The sequence below is a fragment of the Bdellovibrio sp. CKG001 genome, from assembly GCF_055397465.1.
This window is the reverse complement of sequence record NZ_AP029173.1, coordinates 1,808,373-1,823,325: the sequence shown is the minus strand read 5'-3', so window position 1 is coordinate 1,823,325 and position 14,953 is coordinate 1,808,373. Positions and strand designations below refer to the sequence as shown.

At 48.1% G+C, this 14,953-nt stretch carries 12 protein-coding genes; 5 read left to right on the top strand and 7 right to left on the bottom strand.

The genetic code is table 11. The annotated features are described in order from the left end of the window. Positions 1–206: 206 nt before the first annotated feature. Positions 207–1,178 carry a hypothetical protein gene (locus tag ACZ50P_RS08785; RefSeq protein WP_464135140.1) on the bottom strand — a complete coding sequence of 324 codons (972 nt, stop codon included), beginning with the start codon at positions 1,176–1,178 and terminating at the stop codon, positions 207–209. A gap of 412 nt (positions 1,179–1,590) precedes the next feature. On the opposite strand from ACZ50P_RS08785, the gene ACZ50P_RS08780 reads away from it, so the two are divergent. Next, a complete protein-coding gene (locus ACZ50P_RS08780) occupies positions 1,591–1,887 on the top strand; it encodes a hypothetical protein (RefSeq protein ID WP_464135138.1) in 297 nt (98 codons plus the stop codon). 19 nt (positions 1,888–1,906) lie between these two features. Here ACZ50P_RS08780 and ACZ50P_RS08775 read toward each other — a convergent pair whose 3' ends face one another. Then, entirely contained in the window at positions 1,907–2,512 is a 606-nt protein-coding gene (locus ACZ50P_RS08775) for a hypothetical protein (protein WP_464135136.1), read from the bottom strand. 223 nt (positions 2,513–2,735) lie between these two features. Beyond that, the gene (locus tag ACZ50P_RS08770; protein ID WP_464135134.1) at positions 2,736–3,326 is read right to left on the bottom strand and encodes a YceI family protein; all 591 of its coding nucleotides are present in this window, start codon (positions 3,324–3,326) and stop codon (positions 2,736–2,738) included. 399 nt (positions 3,327–3,725) lie between these two features. Between ACZ50P_RS08770 and ACZ50P_RS08765 the strand changes: the two genes are divergently transcribed. Next, positions 3,726–4,865 carry a patatin-like phospholipase family protein gene (locus ACZ50P_RS08765; protein WP_464135133.1) on the top strand — a complete coding sequence of 380 codons (1,140 nt, stop codon included), beginning with the start codon at positions 3,726–3,728 and terminating at the stop codon, positions 4,863–4,865. On the opposite strand, the gene ACZ50P_RS08760 is transcribed toward ACZ50P_RS08765, so the two are convergent. Next, positions 4,862–6,727 carry a potassium transporter Kup gene (locus tag ACZ50P_RS08760; RefSeq protein ID WP_464135130.1) on the bottom strand — a complete coding sequence of 622 codons (1,866 nt, stop codon included), beginning with the start codon at positions 6,725–6,727 and terminating at the stop codon, positions 4,862–4,864. The two genes, ACZ50P_RS08765 and ACZ50P_RS08760, sit on opposite strands and share 4 nt — an antisense overlap. A gap of 306 nt (positions 6,728–7,033) precedes the next feature. Continuing rightward, on the bottom strand, positions 7,034–7,615 hold the full coding sequence (locus tag ACZ50P_RS08755) for an NADPH-dependent FMN reductase (protein WP_464135128.1): 582 nt from the start codon (positions 7,613–7,615) through the stop codon (positions 7,034–7,036). A 74-nt stretch (positions 7,616–7,689) separates the two neighbouring features. Between ACZ50P_RS08755 and ACZ50P_RS08750 the strand changes: the two genes are divergently transcribed. Continuing rightward, positions 7,690–8,373 carry a PilZ domain-containing protein gene (locus tag ACZ50P_RS08750; RefSeq protein ID WP_464135126.1) on the top strand — a complete coding sequence of 228 codons (684 nt, stop codon included), beginning with the start codon at positions 7,690–7,692 and terminating at the stop codon, positions 8,371–8,373. A gap of 66 nt (positions 8,374–8,439) precedes the next feature. Continuing rightward, positions 8,440–9,756 (top strand): hypothetical protein, encoded by a 1,317-nt coding sequence (locus ACZ50P_RS08745; protein ID WP_464135124.1) that lies wholly within the window; start codon positions 8,440–8,442, stop codon positions 9,754–9,756. On the opposite strand, the gene ACZ50P_RS08740 is transcribed toward ACZ50P_RS08745, so the two are convergent. Beyond that, positions 9,753–11,108 carry a hypothetical protein gene (locus tag ACZ50P_RS08740; RefSeq protein WP_464135123.1) on the bottom strand — a complete coding sequence of 452 codons (1,356 nt, stop codon included), beginning with the start codon at positions 11,106–11,108 and terminating at the stop codon, positions 9,753–9,755. The two genes, ACZ50P_RS08745 and ACZ50P_RS08740, sit on opposite strands and share 4 nt — an antisense overlap. 252 nt (positions 11,109–11,360) lie before the next feature. Between ACZ50P_RS08740 and ACZ50P_RS08735 the strand changes: the two genes are divergently transcribed. Next, positions 11,361–14,402: an outer membrane lipoprotein-sorting protein gene (locus ACZ50P_RS08735; protein ID WP_464135120.1), complete on the top strand. Its 3,042-nt coding sequence runs from the start codon at positions 11,361–11,363 to the stop codon at positions 14,400–14,402. Here the strand turns inward: ACZ50P_RS08735 and ACZ50P_RS08730 are convergent. Further along, positions 14,399–14,908: a TetR/AcrR family transcriptional regulator gene (locus ACZ50P_RS08730; protein WP_464121208.1), complete on the bottom strand. Its 510-nt coding sequence runs from the start codon at positions 14,906–14,908 to the stop codon at positions 14,399–14,401. The two genes, ACZ50P_RS08735 and ACZ50P_RS08730, sit on opposite strands and share 4 nt — an antisense overlap. Positions 14,909–14,953 lie beyond the last annotated feature (45 nt).

Here is a 14,953-nt window from a genome sequence, read left to right as displayed (position 1 = left end):
ATAACAAACACGTACTGCAACATCATTCTTAAAGGATATTTTCTATCATCACAAAGACAAGACCAGACGATGTGAAATCTCAGATCGGAACATTTGTTGCAAAGTTGTAACTTGTTCGCCTGTGTTGACCGAACACTAGAGGCTTGGAAATAAAAAAGGCAGCCCAGAGGCTGCCTTTTTCTTCGTTCGTAATTTCTAACTAATAATTAGAATACGTTCAAAGTCGTAGAAAGACCTACGTTTGTCAATTCTGGCTTCAGGTTCTCTGGAGCGAACTGCATGTTTGGATACAAGTAGATGTCACGAGTAACCGCGATACCCAAACCAACAGACTGAGTGTACATGCTAGTCTCGAAAGTACCTGCATCATCAGATCTCATGTGGCTGTAAGTGAAAGGACGGAATACTGTGCGGAAAGAGAATGTGTCGTTGAACGCATACTCTACGAATGGATAGAAACCGATACCATAGTCAGAACGTCTGTCATCGTTACCGATAACGTCGAAGCTCTGAGCAGAGTCACTGTACAAGCTGTAGTAAGCAGATGTAGAGAAACCTGGCTGCCAGTTAGAACCCGCGATATCGAAGATAACAACGTGGCTCAAGCTCAAGTCACCAACGGATTTGATAACGTCAGTGTAGAATTCTTTCGTCGCGTGGCTGTAACCAACAGAGAAAGAGTTCTGAGTGCCACCGATACGCTGAGTGTTACCCCAAGTGATGGATGGAGTGGAGATGTCAGAAGCACCACCGTCTTTAGCCATTTTCAACATGTCTTCGCCACGGCTCTGGAATGGAGTCAAGATAGACACACCAGTAGACAAGCTCACACGGTTGTTTGGATTTACACGGTAAGAAACACCGATATCACCAGAAATGTTTGTTCTGCCGTCAAGAGCTGCTTCACCAGAATAGTTCGGGCGAACTTTTCCGAAAGGCTCAACCAAGTTACCACCGTTCAAAGTCAGGTCAGCGCTCATGGACCATTTGGATTTAGAACCGGATTCAGCACGCATTTTCGCGTTTGTGATCTCCTGGTCCAAGTCTTTTACTTGTTCGTCTTTAGCCTGAACATCAGACACTTTTACTGTGCTTGTGTTTGAGCTTTGCTCTTCTGCTTGTGCCACAGAAGTCATGGAAGCTGCCAAAATCAGTGACATCAAAATTTGTGTTTTCACTGTTTTTATCCCTTTCGATAATGGTTAATTATGTTTCTTAATTTATTTCCGTCTTTCGACTTAAAATCTTCTTCAACTAATTCGGCCCCCGGAATATCCCCTGGTGCCGAAAAGGGCCAAAATGGTCCCAAATTGGAGCCACGTAGCCTTTAGAGCAAGTAAGGTGCCACGACTTTGGTCATGCTGCAATAGCATTTCTTGACGGATATCTAAAAAAACTGTCTACCAAACTCGATTTAATTCGATTTGAGCTAAAAATACCCATAATTAGGTGGTGTCAGCGTGATTCATTAAACTTTCACCCTGTTTTAATGACACGTAGCCCTGAAGTTTCTCCAGAGGCAAATTGTCCCTGCAAACCTACAAGTTGCCGAAAGCATCTCGCATTTCAATAATTTTCTAAGGGGGTTTTATGGCTGAACCTGCGGAGCTGGATCGCGAAAGAGCTTTTCTTCATGAGATCGGAGTTTCGCTCAACGGAGCTCTCTTTATAATAGATCGATTGATTGAAGAGATCAAAGAAGAGGAAGGAAGACTGGAAACAGATTCTGAAATTGAGCGTTTGTTCAGCAATCTTGCCAGTTCCCTGGTAAAAATCGATTATCAAATCAAGGCCCGACACACTCTACTTTCCGAACTTTTGAACGAACAGATACAAATAGAAAAAAGGAAGAGATCCATGCAAACCCCTTCCTCTCGTGTTCCGTAAATTAAATCAAACAAAGTGCTTATTGAATAACACCCGATCCGCTGTTGGCGCCGTACTGATTCAAATAACCAACCATACCCCGCGCGTCTTGGACATCTGAGCCCATGAAGGGAAGCTCCTGCCCCGGAGACAGCCACTGATAAAGATCCGTGTGGGCTGCACTGCTGCGCTCAAAGTAAATCCGCACACCTTCCTGAATCACCAGGCGACCGTTGCTGTAAACTTTCATCGAAGCATAATAGGGATTGCAATTCGTATCACCACACATCGCCTCGTAACTGATGTTATATCCATCCACCGTCACGCTTCCGTTAACGGTTTCAGTGCCATAGTGATGACTGGTTACCGGGAACTCCGTGTTATTGATCAGGATCGTCGCCATTACGACGCGCGGGCCGGGTTGACCTTCCGGAGTCCAATAGCGTTTTACACCCACGATGTCGGCTTCAAGCCCCTGCGCGGCGGCCTGTTCCGCCGCTTGCTGAGTTTTCACGCCATCCACAACTGTGGCTCCCATACGGTTCTTTGCATAGCGAGCTGCAAACTCAGAATCTTTCTTCGCACACGCCGTCAGCGCCAAAGATCCCAGCAACAAAAGGGCAAAAAAGAAGTTGGATTTTTGCATAGTCAGCTCCTTGCTCGTCTTCTTAAAATGCAAGGAACTGACCACTTCGGCTCTTTGCTAAGCCATTGTTACCTGTGAAGAATCTCACCCTGAAACGCGTCTCATTTCAAAACACATCCAGGTCGGGTAACATTTTTAGCCAGGCTTTGCACACTCATTAGACAAAAAAAAAGCACCCTCTCTGCGAGGGTGCCTTCGTTTGTTTTCTTCTGAATCTTCGGACTTATTTCTTCGCCACAAGCTTCAAAGTAAGTTCGAATTCGTCGTTGATGATCTTGTCACCAGCAAGTTCTTTGAAGAAGTTGCCTGAGCCGTATTTCAAGCCCCATTTGGTGCGGTCGATTTTCACAACGGCTTCACCTGTTGCAACACCTTTATCAACTGTCACTTTTGCCGGGAACTCGATAGGATGAGTCGCACCGATCATCGTGAAATCACCTTTTACAATCACTTCGCCTTTAGTTTTAGATGGCGCTACAGAAGTGATTTTGAAAGTAGACGTTGGGAACTTGCCGGCATTGAAGAAATCTTCCGTGGACAAGTGACCCACAAGTTTTTTGTTGTAACCTGGATCCTTCACGTCGGAATTTGTGATCGTCGTCATATCAACAACTACGTTCCCCGCAGTCAGTTGACCTTTATTAACAGTCACTTCACCTTCTTTAACAGAGATGCCACCCACGTGCGCATCGCCCATTTTCTTTGTACCCTTCCAAGCCACTGTGCTTGCTTTGGTATCAATTTTGTAAACTTCTGCTGCTTGCACTTGAACCGCGGCCACCATCATCAGAGCCGCAAAAACAGTCTTAAACATTGCAATTTTCTCCTTCGCAATTCCCGTTGTTTAACATCACTGTCAACCATCAAAACTTTCCCGTAAAATGTAACAGAGATCAACACAGAAAAGAAGATTAACACCAAGATCCGGAAACCAAGACTTTGATTGGCGAAGTTGAAAATGAATTGAAAATATAAAGACCCGCAGAATATTTAGACGTGCTAGGTATTAGGCTCTGCATAAATAAAGAAGGGAGTCGCTCGGACTCCCTTTTACGAGGCAGGTTTCCCTTCAGTGGGATCAGTAATCTGAGAAAGACTACTGTGACCTCGTTCATGCTTAGTATCTCGCTTCTGTATTTTTCTACAAGTCCAGAAAAAGTCTTATAAACGCCCGGCGTCCGGCTTATTCTTCCCTTAAAAGAGGAAGAGACTCATGACATCTCTGGGGCTGGTTCTTTCTGGTGGCGGAGCGCGCGGCGCCTTTCAAGTGGGCGTATTAAATGCCATCGCGGATATCTGTCGACAAGAGGGCATTACCAACCCTTTTCAGCTCTACACCGGCATCAGTGCCGGCGCGATCAATGCGGCCTTCCTGACAACCCAATCGAATGATCAATTTGATGAAAGCACCCGACAACTGACTGAACTCTGGCGGCAGATATCCTCTGAGCAGATCTTTATCACCGAACCGCTGTCTCTCTCTAAGGGCGGGCTGCACTGGCTTTTAGCATTGTCTCTGGGGGGCTTAAGAAATTCCCCTCCTCATCGTTCGCTGCTGGAAACCACACCTTTGCGAAAACTCATTTCCGACAATTGTAATTTTGAGAATATTCAGAAGAATATCGAAAGAAAAAAGTTTCGGGCCGTCTGTGTGTCGGCTCTGGACTACTTCACGACCTCGACGGTCAGCTTCGTCCAAAGTCTGGAACAGGCTCCCCTTTGGCGGCGTGTTCGCAAAGTGGGGATTAACAGTTCTCTTACCACCGAGCATGTTCTGGCTTCGGCCGCCATTCCACTGCTGTTTCCCCCGGTCACCGTCAATGGACATTTTTTTGGGGACGGCAGCATACGCAATCATTCCCCTTGTGCACCAGCGATTTACCTGGGCGCTGATAAGCTGCTAGCCATTGGTGTTCGCAAGAAACAGGATGTCTGTTATGCCTCACAGAGGGTTAACACTTCAGAGCCCCCCTCGGTTGCTCGGGTTTTAAGTGTTATGCTTAACGCTGTCATGATGGATGGACTGGAAGTGGATATCGAGCGACTGGAGCGTATCAACACCAGCCTGACCAATCTGACAGCCAAGGAGTTGGGATTGATCCCGGTTCGCAAGATTGAACATCTGTGGATCTCACCTTCACGTGATCTATCAGAAGTTGCTTCAGACAAAACCCAGTCCTTGCCTCCGATGATTCGCTATCTTTTGCGTGGTCTGGGAACTTTGCAGGAAGCCAGTGAAATTGCCAGCTTTCTTCTGTTTGAAAAATCCTATTCAGAACGACTTCTGGAAATTGGCTATGAGGACGGGCTGAGGGAAAAAGAGCAGATTCTTCGTCTGCTCTTAGAGCCTTAAATTTCGACCTGAATACCCACTTCGATCACCTGATTTGGCGGAATACGGAAGAAGGCTGTCGGCCGTTGAGCATTTTTGGACATAATCGCAAACAAGCGCTCACGCCAATGTGCCATACCACCTTCTCCCGGACGGTTTGGACCTTTTTCCGCGATGATAGTTTCACGTCCCAAAACAAAAGTTGTTTCGTTGACGTTGAAGTTGATATCCCGCTGACGACAGGCTTCCAGGATGTGCTTCATCTTCGGAATTTCCATAAATCCATAATTTGCGATGATGCGATAGATATTTGGAATCACCTCTTGAATCGAGATCCGATCCCGCTTGGAAACAAAAGGAACCTCTTTTGTCTGAATCGTCAGAATTGCCACACGCTGGTGCAAGACTTTGTTGTGCTTTAGATTATGTAACAACGGCGCAGGCACCCCCCAAGGGTCCCCCGCCATATAAATTGCCGTCCCCGGTGCTCGCAAAGGAGGTTCACGCAACAACTTCTGACAGAAGTCCTCGATCGGCATGGAGCGCTCTTTCAAACGACGGAACAGGATCTGACGTCCCTTCTGCCAGGTCGTCATCAAAAGATAGATCACAGCACCAATCAACAGTGGCACCCAGCCCCCATGCGGAATCTTATGCAGATTCGCACCAAAGAAAGCCAAGTCCATCACCAGGAAAGTTCCAAAGATTGCAGAGGCTTTCAGAAGACTCCACTTCCATTTTTGACGAGCCACTTCGAAGGCCAAAATAGTAGTGATAGTGGTCGCGCCGGTGACAGCAATACCGTAAGCCGCCGCCAGATTGCTGGAGGTTTTAAACGTCAGGACCAGCCAGATAACACCGATGAACAAAGACCAGTTCACAATCGGAACATAGATCTGACCGATCTCCTGACTGGAGGTGTGAATGATGTTCACACGCGGACAGAAGCCCAATTGAATGGCCTGACGAGTGATTGAGAACACCCCTGTAATCAACGCCTGAGACGCGATCACTGTCGCCATTGTGGAAAGCATGACCATCGGAAGCAGCGCCCACTTCGGAGCCAGCATATAGAAGGGATTAGAAACAGCCTCCGGATTATTCAGCAGCAACGCCCCTTGTCCGAAGTAATTCAATACCAGCGCGGGCAAAGCCACAAAGAACCATGCCAGACGGATGGGTCTTTTCCCAAAGTGCCCCATATCCGCGTACAAAGCCTCTCCACCGGTCACAACCAGGAAGACTGAACCCAGCACCAGGAAACCAGCAGTGCCGTTATTGATCATGAATTCAATACCGTGATGCGGAAGAAGCGCCTCGAAGATGTGCAGATTTTCTGCCATACCACGAATGCCCAGCAATCCCAGGACTGTAAACCACACCAAAAGGATGGGACCAAAGATGACACCAATCCGCGCAGTACCATACTTCTGCATCAGGAACAGGGCATTCATCACAAAAACTGTCAGAGGAATAACGTAGGGGCTGAACTGTGGCGCCACTAAGGTGAGACCTTCCATGGCCGACAGAACCGAGATTGCAGGGGTGATCATGCCATCACCATAAAGAAGAGCCGCGCCAAATAAACCAATGATCGTCATCACCCATCGGCGGCGGGAGATGTCTTTGGCGTGCTGACTGCGCACGGCCAGTGCCATCAGGGAAAGAATTCCTCCTTCCCCTTTGTTGTCTGCTCTCATGACGAAAGCCATGTATTTGATACAGATCGCAAGAACCAGCGTCCAGAAGATCAAAGACAAAATACCGATGACGTTTTCCGGAGTCGGCGAAAGGCCGTATTCTCCGAAGCACTCTCGCATGGCATAAAGTGGACTTGTTCCAATGTCTCCAAAGACCACCCCAAGGGCTCCTAAAGAGAGCATTAAAATATTGGCATTTTTATTTTGATGACCTGGATTTTCGATAGAAAAGACCCCGTCTAAAATTGAAGAACTGGCGCTTAGTCTAGAGAAGAAGACCCCAGTTGTCAGCACCCCCAATGAAAATATGACGCGGGCACGCTCAATTACAGGTTCTTCAGTTGCCTTTAAATTAAGCTATTTGCCATCATTAAGGGATGGTACGGAATACTCTTTTTCGATCGAAATGGTTTCTGGCAGCCCTCTTAATCCTTGGATTGATCTATTTTGAGGGCCGCGTGCAGAATCGTTTGGCGGACAACCGTCAACCTACGTCGACTTCTTTTTCTCAATAACCGAGTTCGCATCCAGCCCGTACGCTTTCAAGGCTTGAGCGAATTTCTGGAATCCTTGCGCTTGCTTGACCAGCAGTGACTTCATAAATTCATCCGTCAACTGCCCTTGGGCATTGATGATCTTAAAGACATTCATCATGAAGACACGCTCAGGGAAAACGAAGGCATTGCGGTATCCGAAAACCCCCTGCAAATGCTCGACCGGGCGAAGAGCTCCGAAAAGTCCCCCTAGACCCACGAAGCAAACGGGGCGATATTCAAAAGACTCCGGAAACTTCAAGTGATCAATGAAGTATTTCAAGATGCCCGGCATAGAACCATTGTACTCAGGACACACAACAATCAGACCATCAGAAGCCAGGACTTTTTCCAGATAAGGCTTCAGCGCTTCGGTCGGTTTGCCATACTGAACATCATCATGCAGATGCTGCTTAATTTCGCGCAAGTCGATAATCTCAACATCCTCATTCAAATCCTTATAGATAGACTGGATGATCTTAGACACTTTCAGTGTATTTGAATCCGGACGGTCTGTTCCGGCGATGATATATTTCATGAGTAATTCTCCTAGACAAAGTCATATACCTTTCGCTGTAATAAAACACAAGACTGAAGCTGAGGAGCACTACCATGAATCCGAAAATCTGGTTTATTCTGACTGAAGGACAGGTCACCGGCCCCTTCGATCACGCAGAGATCGAGTCCCGCCTGAGCACTGCACCAGAAGCCCAGATTTGGGGACGAGGGCAGTCAGAATGGATGACACCTTCGAAGTGGCGCCAATCACTTAAAGAACAAAGCCAGATCACCACGGCTTCGAATGAACCCCCAGGTCTTTGGAAAATCCGCATCGAAGGCAAAGAACAGCCGCCCATGAAGTATCCGGATCTGATCGCGACTCTTAAAAAACTTCGCGATTATTCTGCGGTGGACATCTGCACGGACAACTCCAAAGTTTGGAAAGAGATCTATTCCATCCCACGTATTGTTGACGATCTGGGAATCAGTCGGCGCTCTCATCCGCGGGTTCCTATGATCGGCACCCTGGCTTGTGAAAGCCCTAAGGGGGAATTCAGTTGTCGGGTTATCTCCATCAGTGAAGGGGGGCTGGGGGTCAACGACGCCCAGAACCTGCAAATCGGCGAACGCTTTAAGGGCACTCTGACCAGCCCCAATCTTTTTGTGACAATCAACACCACCTGTGAAGTTGTCTATGTTGGCAATGACGGATACGCCGGCCTGCGCTTTGTGGGACTGCCGGAAGAATTTAAAAGTTCCATCATCGAATATGTTCGCAAGTTTGCCACCGTTTAAGTCCCCTGCAATCTAACATCAGTCCTGACGTGGCGATTTAAAGGCAAATGTGATGTGCTATGAAGAATGCCATCTCTTGCCTTTTATCTTTCCTTAATACTTCTGCTGTCAGCGACCAACTCGTTTGCGGCTCGCAAGACCGAGTGGAGCCTGCATCTGGACAGCAGGATCGAGGCCGTCTATTTCCCGCAATCCTACGGAGAAGACACCAACGATGATCTTTATCGGCTGGATCTGAATCCGATCTATCGCTGGAAATATCTGGACTCGATCCGCTTCACTTTCAAACCTCTTTTTGTCGCCAATCCCAACAACAAATCCACCGAGGAACAGACCTTCTTTGATCCCGGCGAAACCTTTGTTCGCTATCAGCGTGAAAACTTATCCCTGCAAGCCGGCTACAATATCTTTTCCTGGGGCGTGACGGATGGTTACAACCCTCTGGACATTCTTAATCCCAGACAGTACTTCGACCCCCTGCACAGTCGCAAGCTGGGGCTTTTGTCGCTGGTTTATTCTCAGACCCTGGGAAGCTGGGACTATGAAGTGGTTTTCATTCCGCTAAATCAAGGCTCTCTTTTACCGGGCGATAACAGCCGCTGGCTGCCACGTCAGATCTTCCTGCCACAAACCGCAGACAATGACCTGATCCTTTTGCTGCCGGAAAATCTTCGCTATCACTCGCGCGCACGCAAGAACCTGGGAACCTCAGCTGAAAACAACTATGCGTTTCGCCTGCAACGTCGGGGCGAGTTCATTGATTTTTCACTCAGCGCCTATGAAGGCGCCGCAGGCTTCCCCCTGATTGTCCCGGAAGTCACAGGCGCTATCGTGCAGGTGTCACCAAAAACAGTCATCCGTGTGGACCCGGACGTGACTTTGAACAGCTATAATTATCGCATTCGCCAGGGCGGAATTTCTTTTGTCAGCAATCAGATGAATTTTTTATTTAAAGCAGTCGGCAGCTATACTGAAACTCTGGAAGACAACCCCAACCTGCAAAAATGGACCAATGAAAATGTCCTGGGTCTGGAAAGAACTTTTACTTTCGGTGACAGCGGCATGCTGATTGCGATCCTCCAGTATTCCTTTTTGAACACCGAAAAAAAGAACGATTCAAATCTGTCTGTCTCGGAAATCTTCCGCAGTGCCTATATGGCGGGCGGGCGCCTGAGCTGGAAAGAAGTCTGGAGCGCCAACTTCCTGGGACTTTACGACAGCATTCACGGAAGCACTTATCAGGAATACAGCCTGAGTCGCCGTTTTCTGGACGCGTGGGTTCTTAGCGGCACAGCAAGCTTTATCCAAGGCTCTGACGATACACCTTTGGGAGTGTATGGCAAGAACAGCTCGTATTCAATTTCACTGAGCCGCTCTTTTTAAGGCGTCAGCTGCAACACCAGATCTGAAGAATCTGTCGTCAGCAGTTTTTTTACGTTTAACCCCAGGCCTTCCGCCAAAGGAATTTTTGGGATCGTCATACGAACCGTCTGTCCCCACAAACCACCGACGATCCGATCTCGGATTGTTGACGTCGAAAATCTGGTTGAAGGGTGGTATCTTGCCACATAAGAGTCATCAAACGACGCCACCATCCCCAGACTCGGATTCACAAACTTCGCCTGCGCAACCCCCTCACTCACCTTCACATCTATCAAAGACGTAAAGGGCAAAGAGAAGTTCATGAACGGAACATACTTACCGGATTTAGGTGCCTGCATACGGGCATACAGCTGATTCTTCACCTGATATTGCAGGCGCTGCCCCGAGATGCTCACATCTTTATTTGAATAAACATCAAACTGAAACTTCGCAGACTTGGAAAAATTCATCAAGGCCGGCCACACGAAGAACTGCACAAAGCGCGAATTCATCACCGTGGAAAAACCAGGCAACTGACCGGAGCTCACCTGATGCAGCCAGGTATTGGCACGGTAAGCCTGAGCCAGAACTGTTTTAATAAATTCTTTCGGAAGACGCAAAGACGCCATTTCCGAAGCTGTCTTTTCTGACGGTCCACTAAGTTTCAAAACTGTGCGTGGGGCCTCAGCCGCCCGGGCAAAGGTGATTTCAAGAACACCTTTGGCGCGCAAACCGTCCTCTCCCAGATCCGTGAATTCCTGAACCTTCATTGTCACGTCAATATCAGGTCGGGCCACAACCAGCTTGCGGGGCGACGAGAAATCCAGCACGACATTCTGCAAATAGTCCTGCACATATTTCTTCAGCAGATCCCTCTGAGGCTCAACAAAACGGACTGAATCATTGGCTATCTTATCGACTTCGGCTCTTAAGATGGAATCAAATCCCTGAGCGCCCTGGCACAGGAATTCACTGCTGTACTCCCAACTTCCGGGGCTCCAGGACAGATCCACTGCGTTCACCGAAGCACCTGCCTGCGTTCCGGACACCTGAGGTGAAAGATTAATTTCAAACTTACCCTGATTCTTTCTTAAATTCAGCACAATGTCTTTGCAGGAAGCCTGAACCCGGAACCGGCCAATGACACCCCCCACATTTCTTTCGATGACATGATCCACTGAGATCTCAGCAATATATAACTGCGCAGAAAGATCCCTGGAGGTCAGAGTCAGTGTGCTCTGCCCCGAGCCCAGGGCGGGCTTTTGCAACTGGGTTTTCATTTGTAATGAAAGACCTTTTATATCCACCGGGATATCCTGACTGACCAGATGCTGATCAGGAAATTGCCATTTCGCCTGAAACTTTTCAGTCATGAGGCTTTTCCACTTTTCTTCAATCAAACTTTGTTGAAACTGTCTAGGTAGTTTCAACTCAAACTCTGATTCCACAACTGCAGCGGAAAATGCGGGTATAGTAGTAAAGAATGTGAGTAGCGCGACCGATAGTTTTCTTGTCATCATAGAACTTCGTTTCCTCATCTCGACTGACATCATGTTCTTAAGTTACGGCTACAACAGAAAAATCTAAAGGAACTTTTACCAGCAGAATCGAAAGAAGACAGTTCAATGAAGAATATGAAAATCGCCAAACTATTTTCCAAATTTTCCGTCAAAACTCTCTGCATTTCCACTCTTCTTTTTGTTTTTCTGATCACCATCCTTGGTCTGTTCGCGCTTCCCCGTTTACAAACGCAGTACAGTTTAAAACAATTTCTTCCCAAGGATAATCCCCTGCTGGAAAGAGATGATCACACCAAACAACTCTTCCAACTATCAGATTCACAGCCATTCATCATCACGGCTCGAATCACGGCCGATTCCGAAACCTGGTTTAATAAGGAAAAGATCCGCAGTCTGGAGTCTCTGACCAATCTTCTGGTCAATTATCCTGGCGTGAAAAACACGCTCAGCCTGGCAACAGTACAAGGGGCCATCAGCAACAGCGATGGTCTTAGTGTCGGCCCCCTGCTGAAAAATCTGCCCGAAAATCAGTGGCGTCAGGAAACTCTTAAAAATCCCCTGATCTCGCCCACCTTGATTTCACAGGACGCCAGAACAGCCTCGGTGATAGTCAACATCAAACCTCTGCACACGCAGGAACTGCTGGCTCTGCGTCAGAATCTCGAGGTCACCGCCGCGGCGGCAGTCCCCTTTGCTCATGTTGAGATCGGCGGCACACCCGCCGTGCAGACTGACGTCGGGGTTTTACTCCAGACAGAGCTTCGTAACTTTGTGGTTCTGGGTTTTCTGTCCTGCTTTCTGGTTTTGGGCCTGATCTTTGCCAACTGGACACCGCTGATTATATCTTTCATCGTCATAGTTTGCGCCAATATCATTGTCCTTGCTGTGATGGCGCTGGCCGGCTATCCATTTTCGGTTCTATCCACCACGATACCGATTCTGACCACTGTGGATGTGGTCTCTTTGATCATTCACACTCTGCTTAGATACTCAGAAGAACAAAAAAATCAGCCGCAACTCAGTCATCAGGAACGCGTCGTCTATACCTTCAGGGTATTGCTCGGGCCTAACTTTTTCGCCTCCACCACCACTATGATCGGCTTCCTCAGTCTGCTGGCCACAAAGGTTCCCCTGATCCGGGATTACGGCCTGACCGCTGCAGGTGCGATTGTGATTGGATGGATTGTCACAACACTGACCTTGTTCCCCTTGCTTTATTTCCTGCCCGGACCGCAGGCACGCGACTGGGCCTGGGCCAAAGCGCGTTGGGGGCTGTATCTTTTCCGTCGCTCCGGCATCTGGGCATTTTTAATTATTCTGGTGTGCTCCGCACTGGCAATCAAAGGACAAAGCCTGTCCTGGTCTGCCCGTCTGTTTGATGATCTTCCCAAGAATCATCAGGTGCGACTTTCCACCGAAACGATTGATCGGGAACTGGGGGGCATGATTCCTTTAGATATTGAAATCAAGGGTCCTGCAGATTCGTGGAACGATCCCGCACTGCTGGCCAAGATGGACCAGCTTCTAGAGGACATCCGTCAAACGCAAGGTGTGGGCAGTGTCGTCGGCTTGCCTGATCTGGTGGCTGCGGCCAACATTCACCACACACGTCTGCCAGCCAGCAGATCGCAAACGGCGGAAATCTTCTTCCTGTACTCGCTGTCCAGCAACAGTCCCTTAAAAAACTTCCTGAATACGGACTCATCCAACACCCGAATCTCGGTAAGAACCTTTGACTTGCCTTCAAATCAACTTCAATCGCTTGTGCAGACAATCAAGGAAAAGGCCACCACCACCTTCCCTCAGATGCAAGTTGAGGTCACAGGCATGGGATCCACAATCCACCACCTGAACAACGATCTTTCCAGACAGCTGATCTTTGGCTTCTGGCATTCGATGCTGGCGATTGCTGTCGTTCTTATTTTTGTCTTTCGTTCGGTGCGCTGGGCCTTGGTGGCCTGCATTCCGAATCTGGTGCCTCCCGCCGCCCTCTTAGGTTTCTTGGCGATCTCTGAAACGCCCATCAAACCCAGTATCGCGATCATCTTTTCAATCGCTCTGGGGCTGGCATTTAACAACACTGTTTATTTGCTGGAACGTCTGCGCGCCCTTCAGAAGAACTCCAAAAGCAAAGAGCTGGAAATTGAAAAGACCCTGTGGCGCGAGGGCAACCCTTGTCTGATTTCAACACTGGTCCTTCTGGCTGGGTTTTCAGTCTTCCTGGCATCTTATTTTGCCATGAACCGAATCTTTGGCTTCTACATGCTATTGTCAATGCTCGCAGGACTTGTGGGCGATTTGATTCTTCTTCCGACAATGCTGAAAAGTTGCCCTTGGCTCTTGACCCCGGTACCTTGGAAAAAGGAGAAAACCATGGCAACAGTCGCAATGATCTTCTTTGCCCTCATGATCACACTGACTCCGACACGCACACAGGCCCAGATGCCCACCATCGAAAAAGTCGGCGAATCCATGAGCCAACGCCTGCGTTCGCGTGATGAACAGTTTTTGGTGAAAATGAAAATCATTGAAGCTGATGGGTCCAGCAAAGATCGCGAAATGAAGATCTGGCGCTTGAGTCCGGCCAAAAAAGAACACTACCTGCTGGTGCGCATGCAAAAGCCCCAGGACCTGAAAGGCACCGCCCTGCTGGCGACTCTGAAGGGTGAGCAAGAGGATAAATGGATCTATTTGCCTTCAACCAAACAAACACGCCGGCTGACAGGTGAATCCGGTCAGGGTGGCATCCTGGGGTCCGAACTCAGCACCGAGGATTTTGATTTCAATCGCGACCAAAGCGCCCAAAGTTCTGTAAAAAAGGAACTCGACATCAAAGGAAAGAAATATCTTTTGATCGAGTCTGATGTCGCCAGCACATCCAGCAACTATTCAAAAATCGTCAGCTATGTTTCCGCCACGGACTTTGTCCCGGTGAAAGTGGAATGTTTCGACAAACAGGGAAAATTATTAAAGGTCCTGGATTTTACAGGATACAAAAATGTCGGCGGAACAAAAATGCGGGCTTCCAAAATCAGCATCAAGAACGTGCAAAACAAACGCAGCACCGTCATCATGCTTTCTCAAGTAAAACTGGATCAGGGGCTGACCGCTGCTCGTTTTACGCCCAAAGCCTTGTCCGAAGACTAAGTCGGCTTTTTGATGTAGTCCTCAAACAAGTTATCCACCTGCTCGGGCGGAAGCTGAAAGGCCACCGCACCGAGTTCTTTCAAATAGACCTCCAAAAGCTGCCTTTCCTGCAGATCCGGAAACTCATTTTTCATGGCTTTCAATAAGAGCGCCTCCGCCTCATGAATCATTTTTCCGAAGCGGGTCCCGGCATTTTTCTCCAGATAATAAAGAACAAACAGATAAGGCATGTTCTTGACGTCTCTTAATATCGCACGCAAGCGGTCGCGAATGCCGACCGACTTTGTACGTTCGATATTAAAGACGTGGGAAATAACGAACTTGTAGGCCTCTTCCAGCACCACTTCCTTTTCTTTACCAAAATAGTAGTAAATCAAGGACCGGGTGACATTGGATTCTCGGGAAATGTCCGACAGAGTCCATGCCAGATGCCCCTTGGCGACCTCCATTTTCAGGATCGCATTACAAACAGCGAAATAGATTTCTTCCTTCGATTGAGTTGCCATTTGGTAATTTTGACAAAAAAGACCAAAACCTGTCAATGGAAGCCC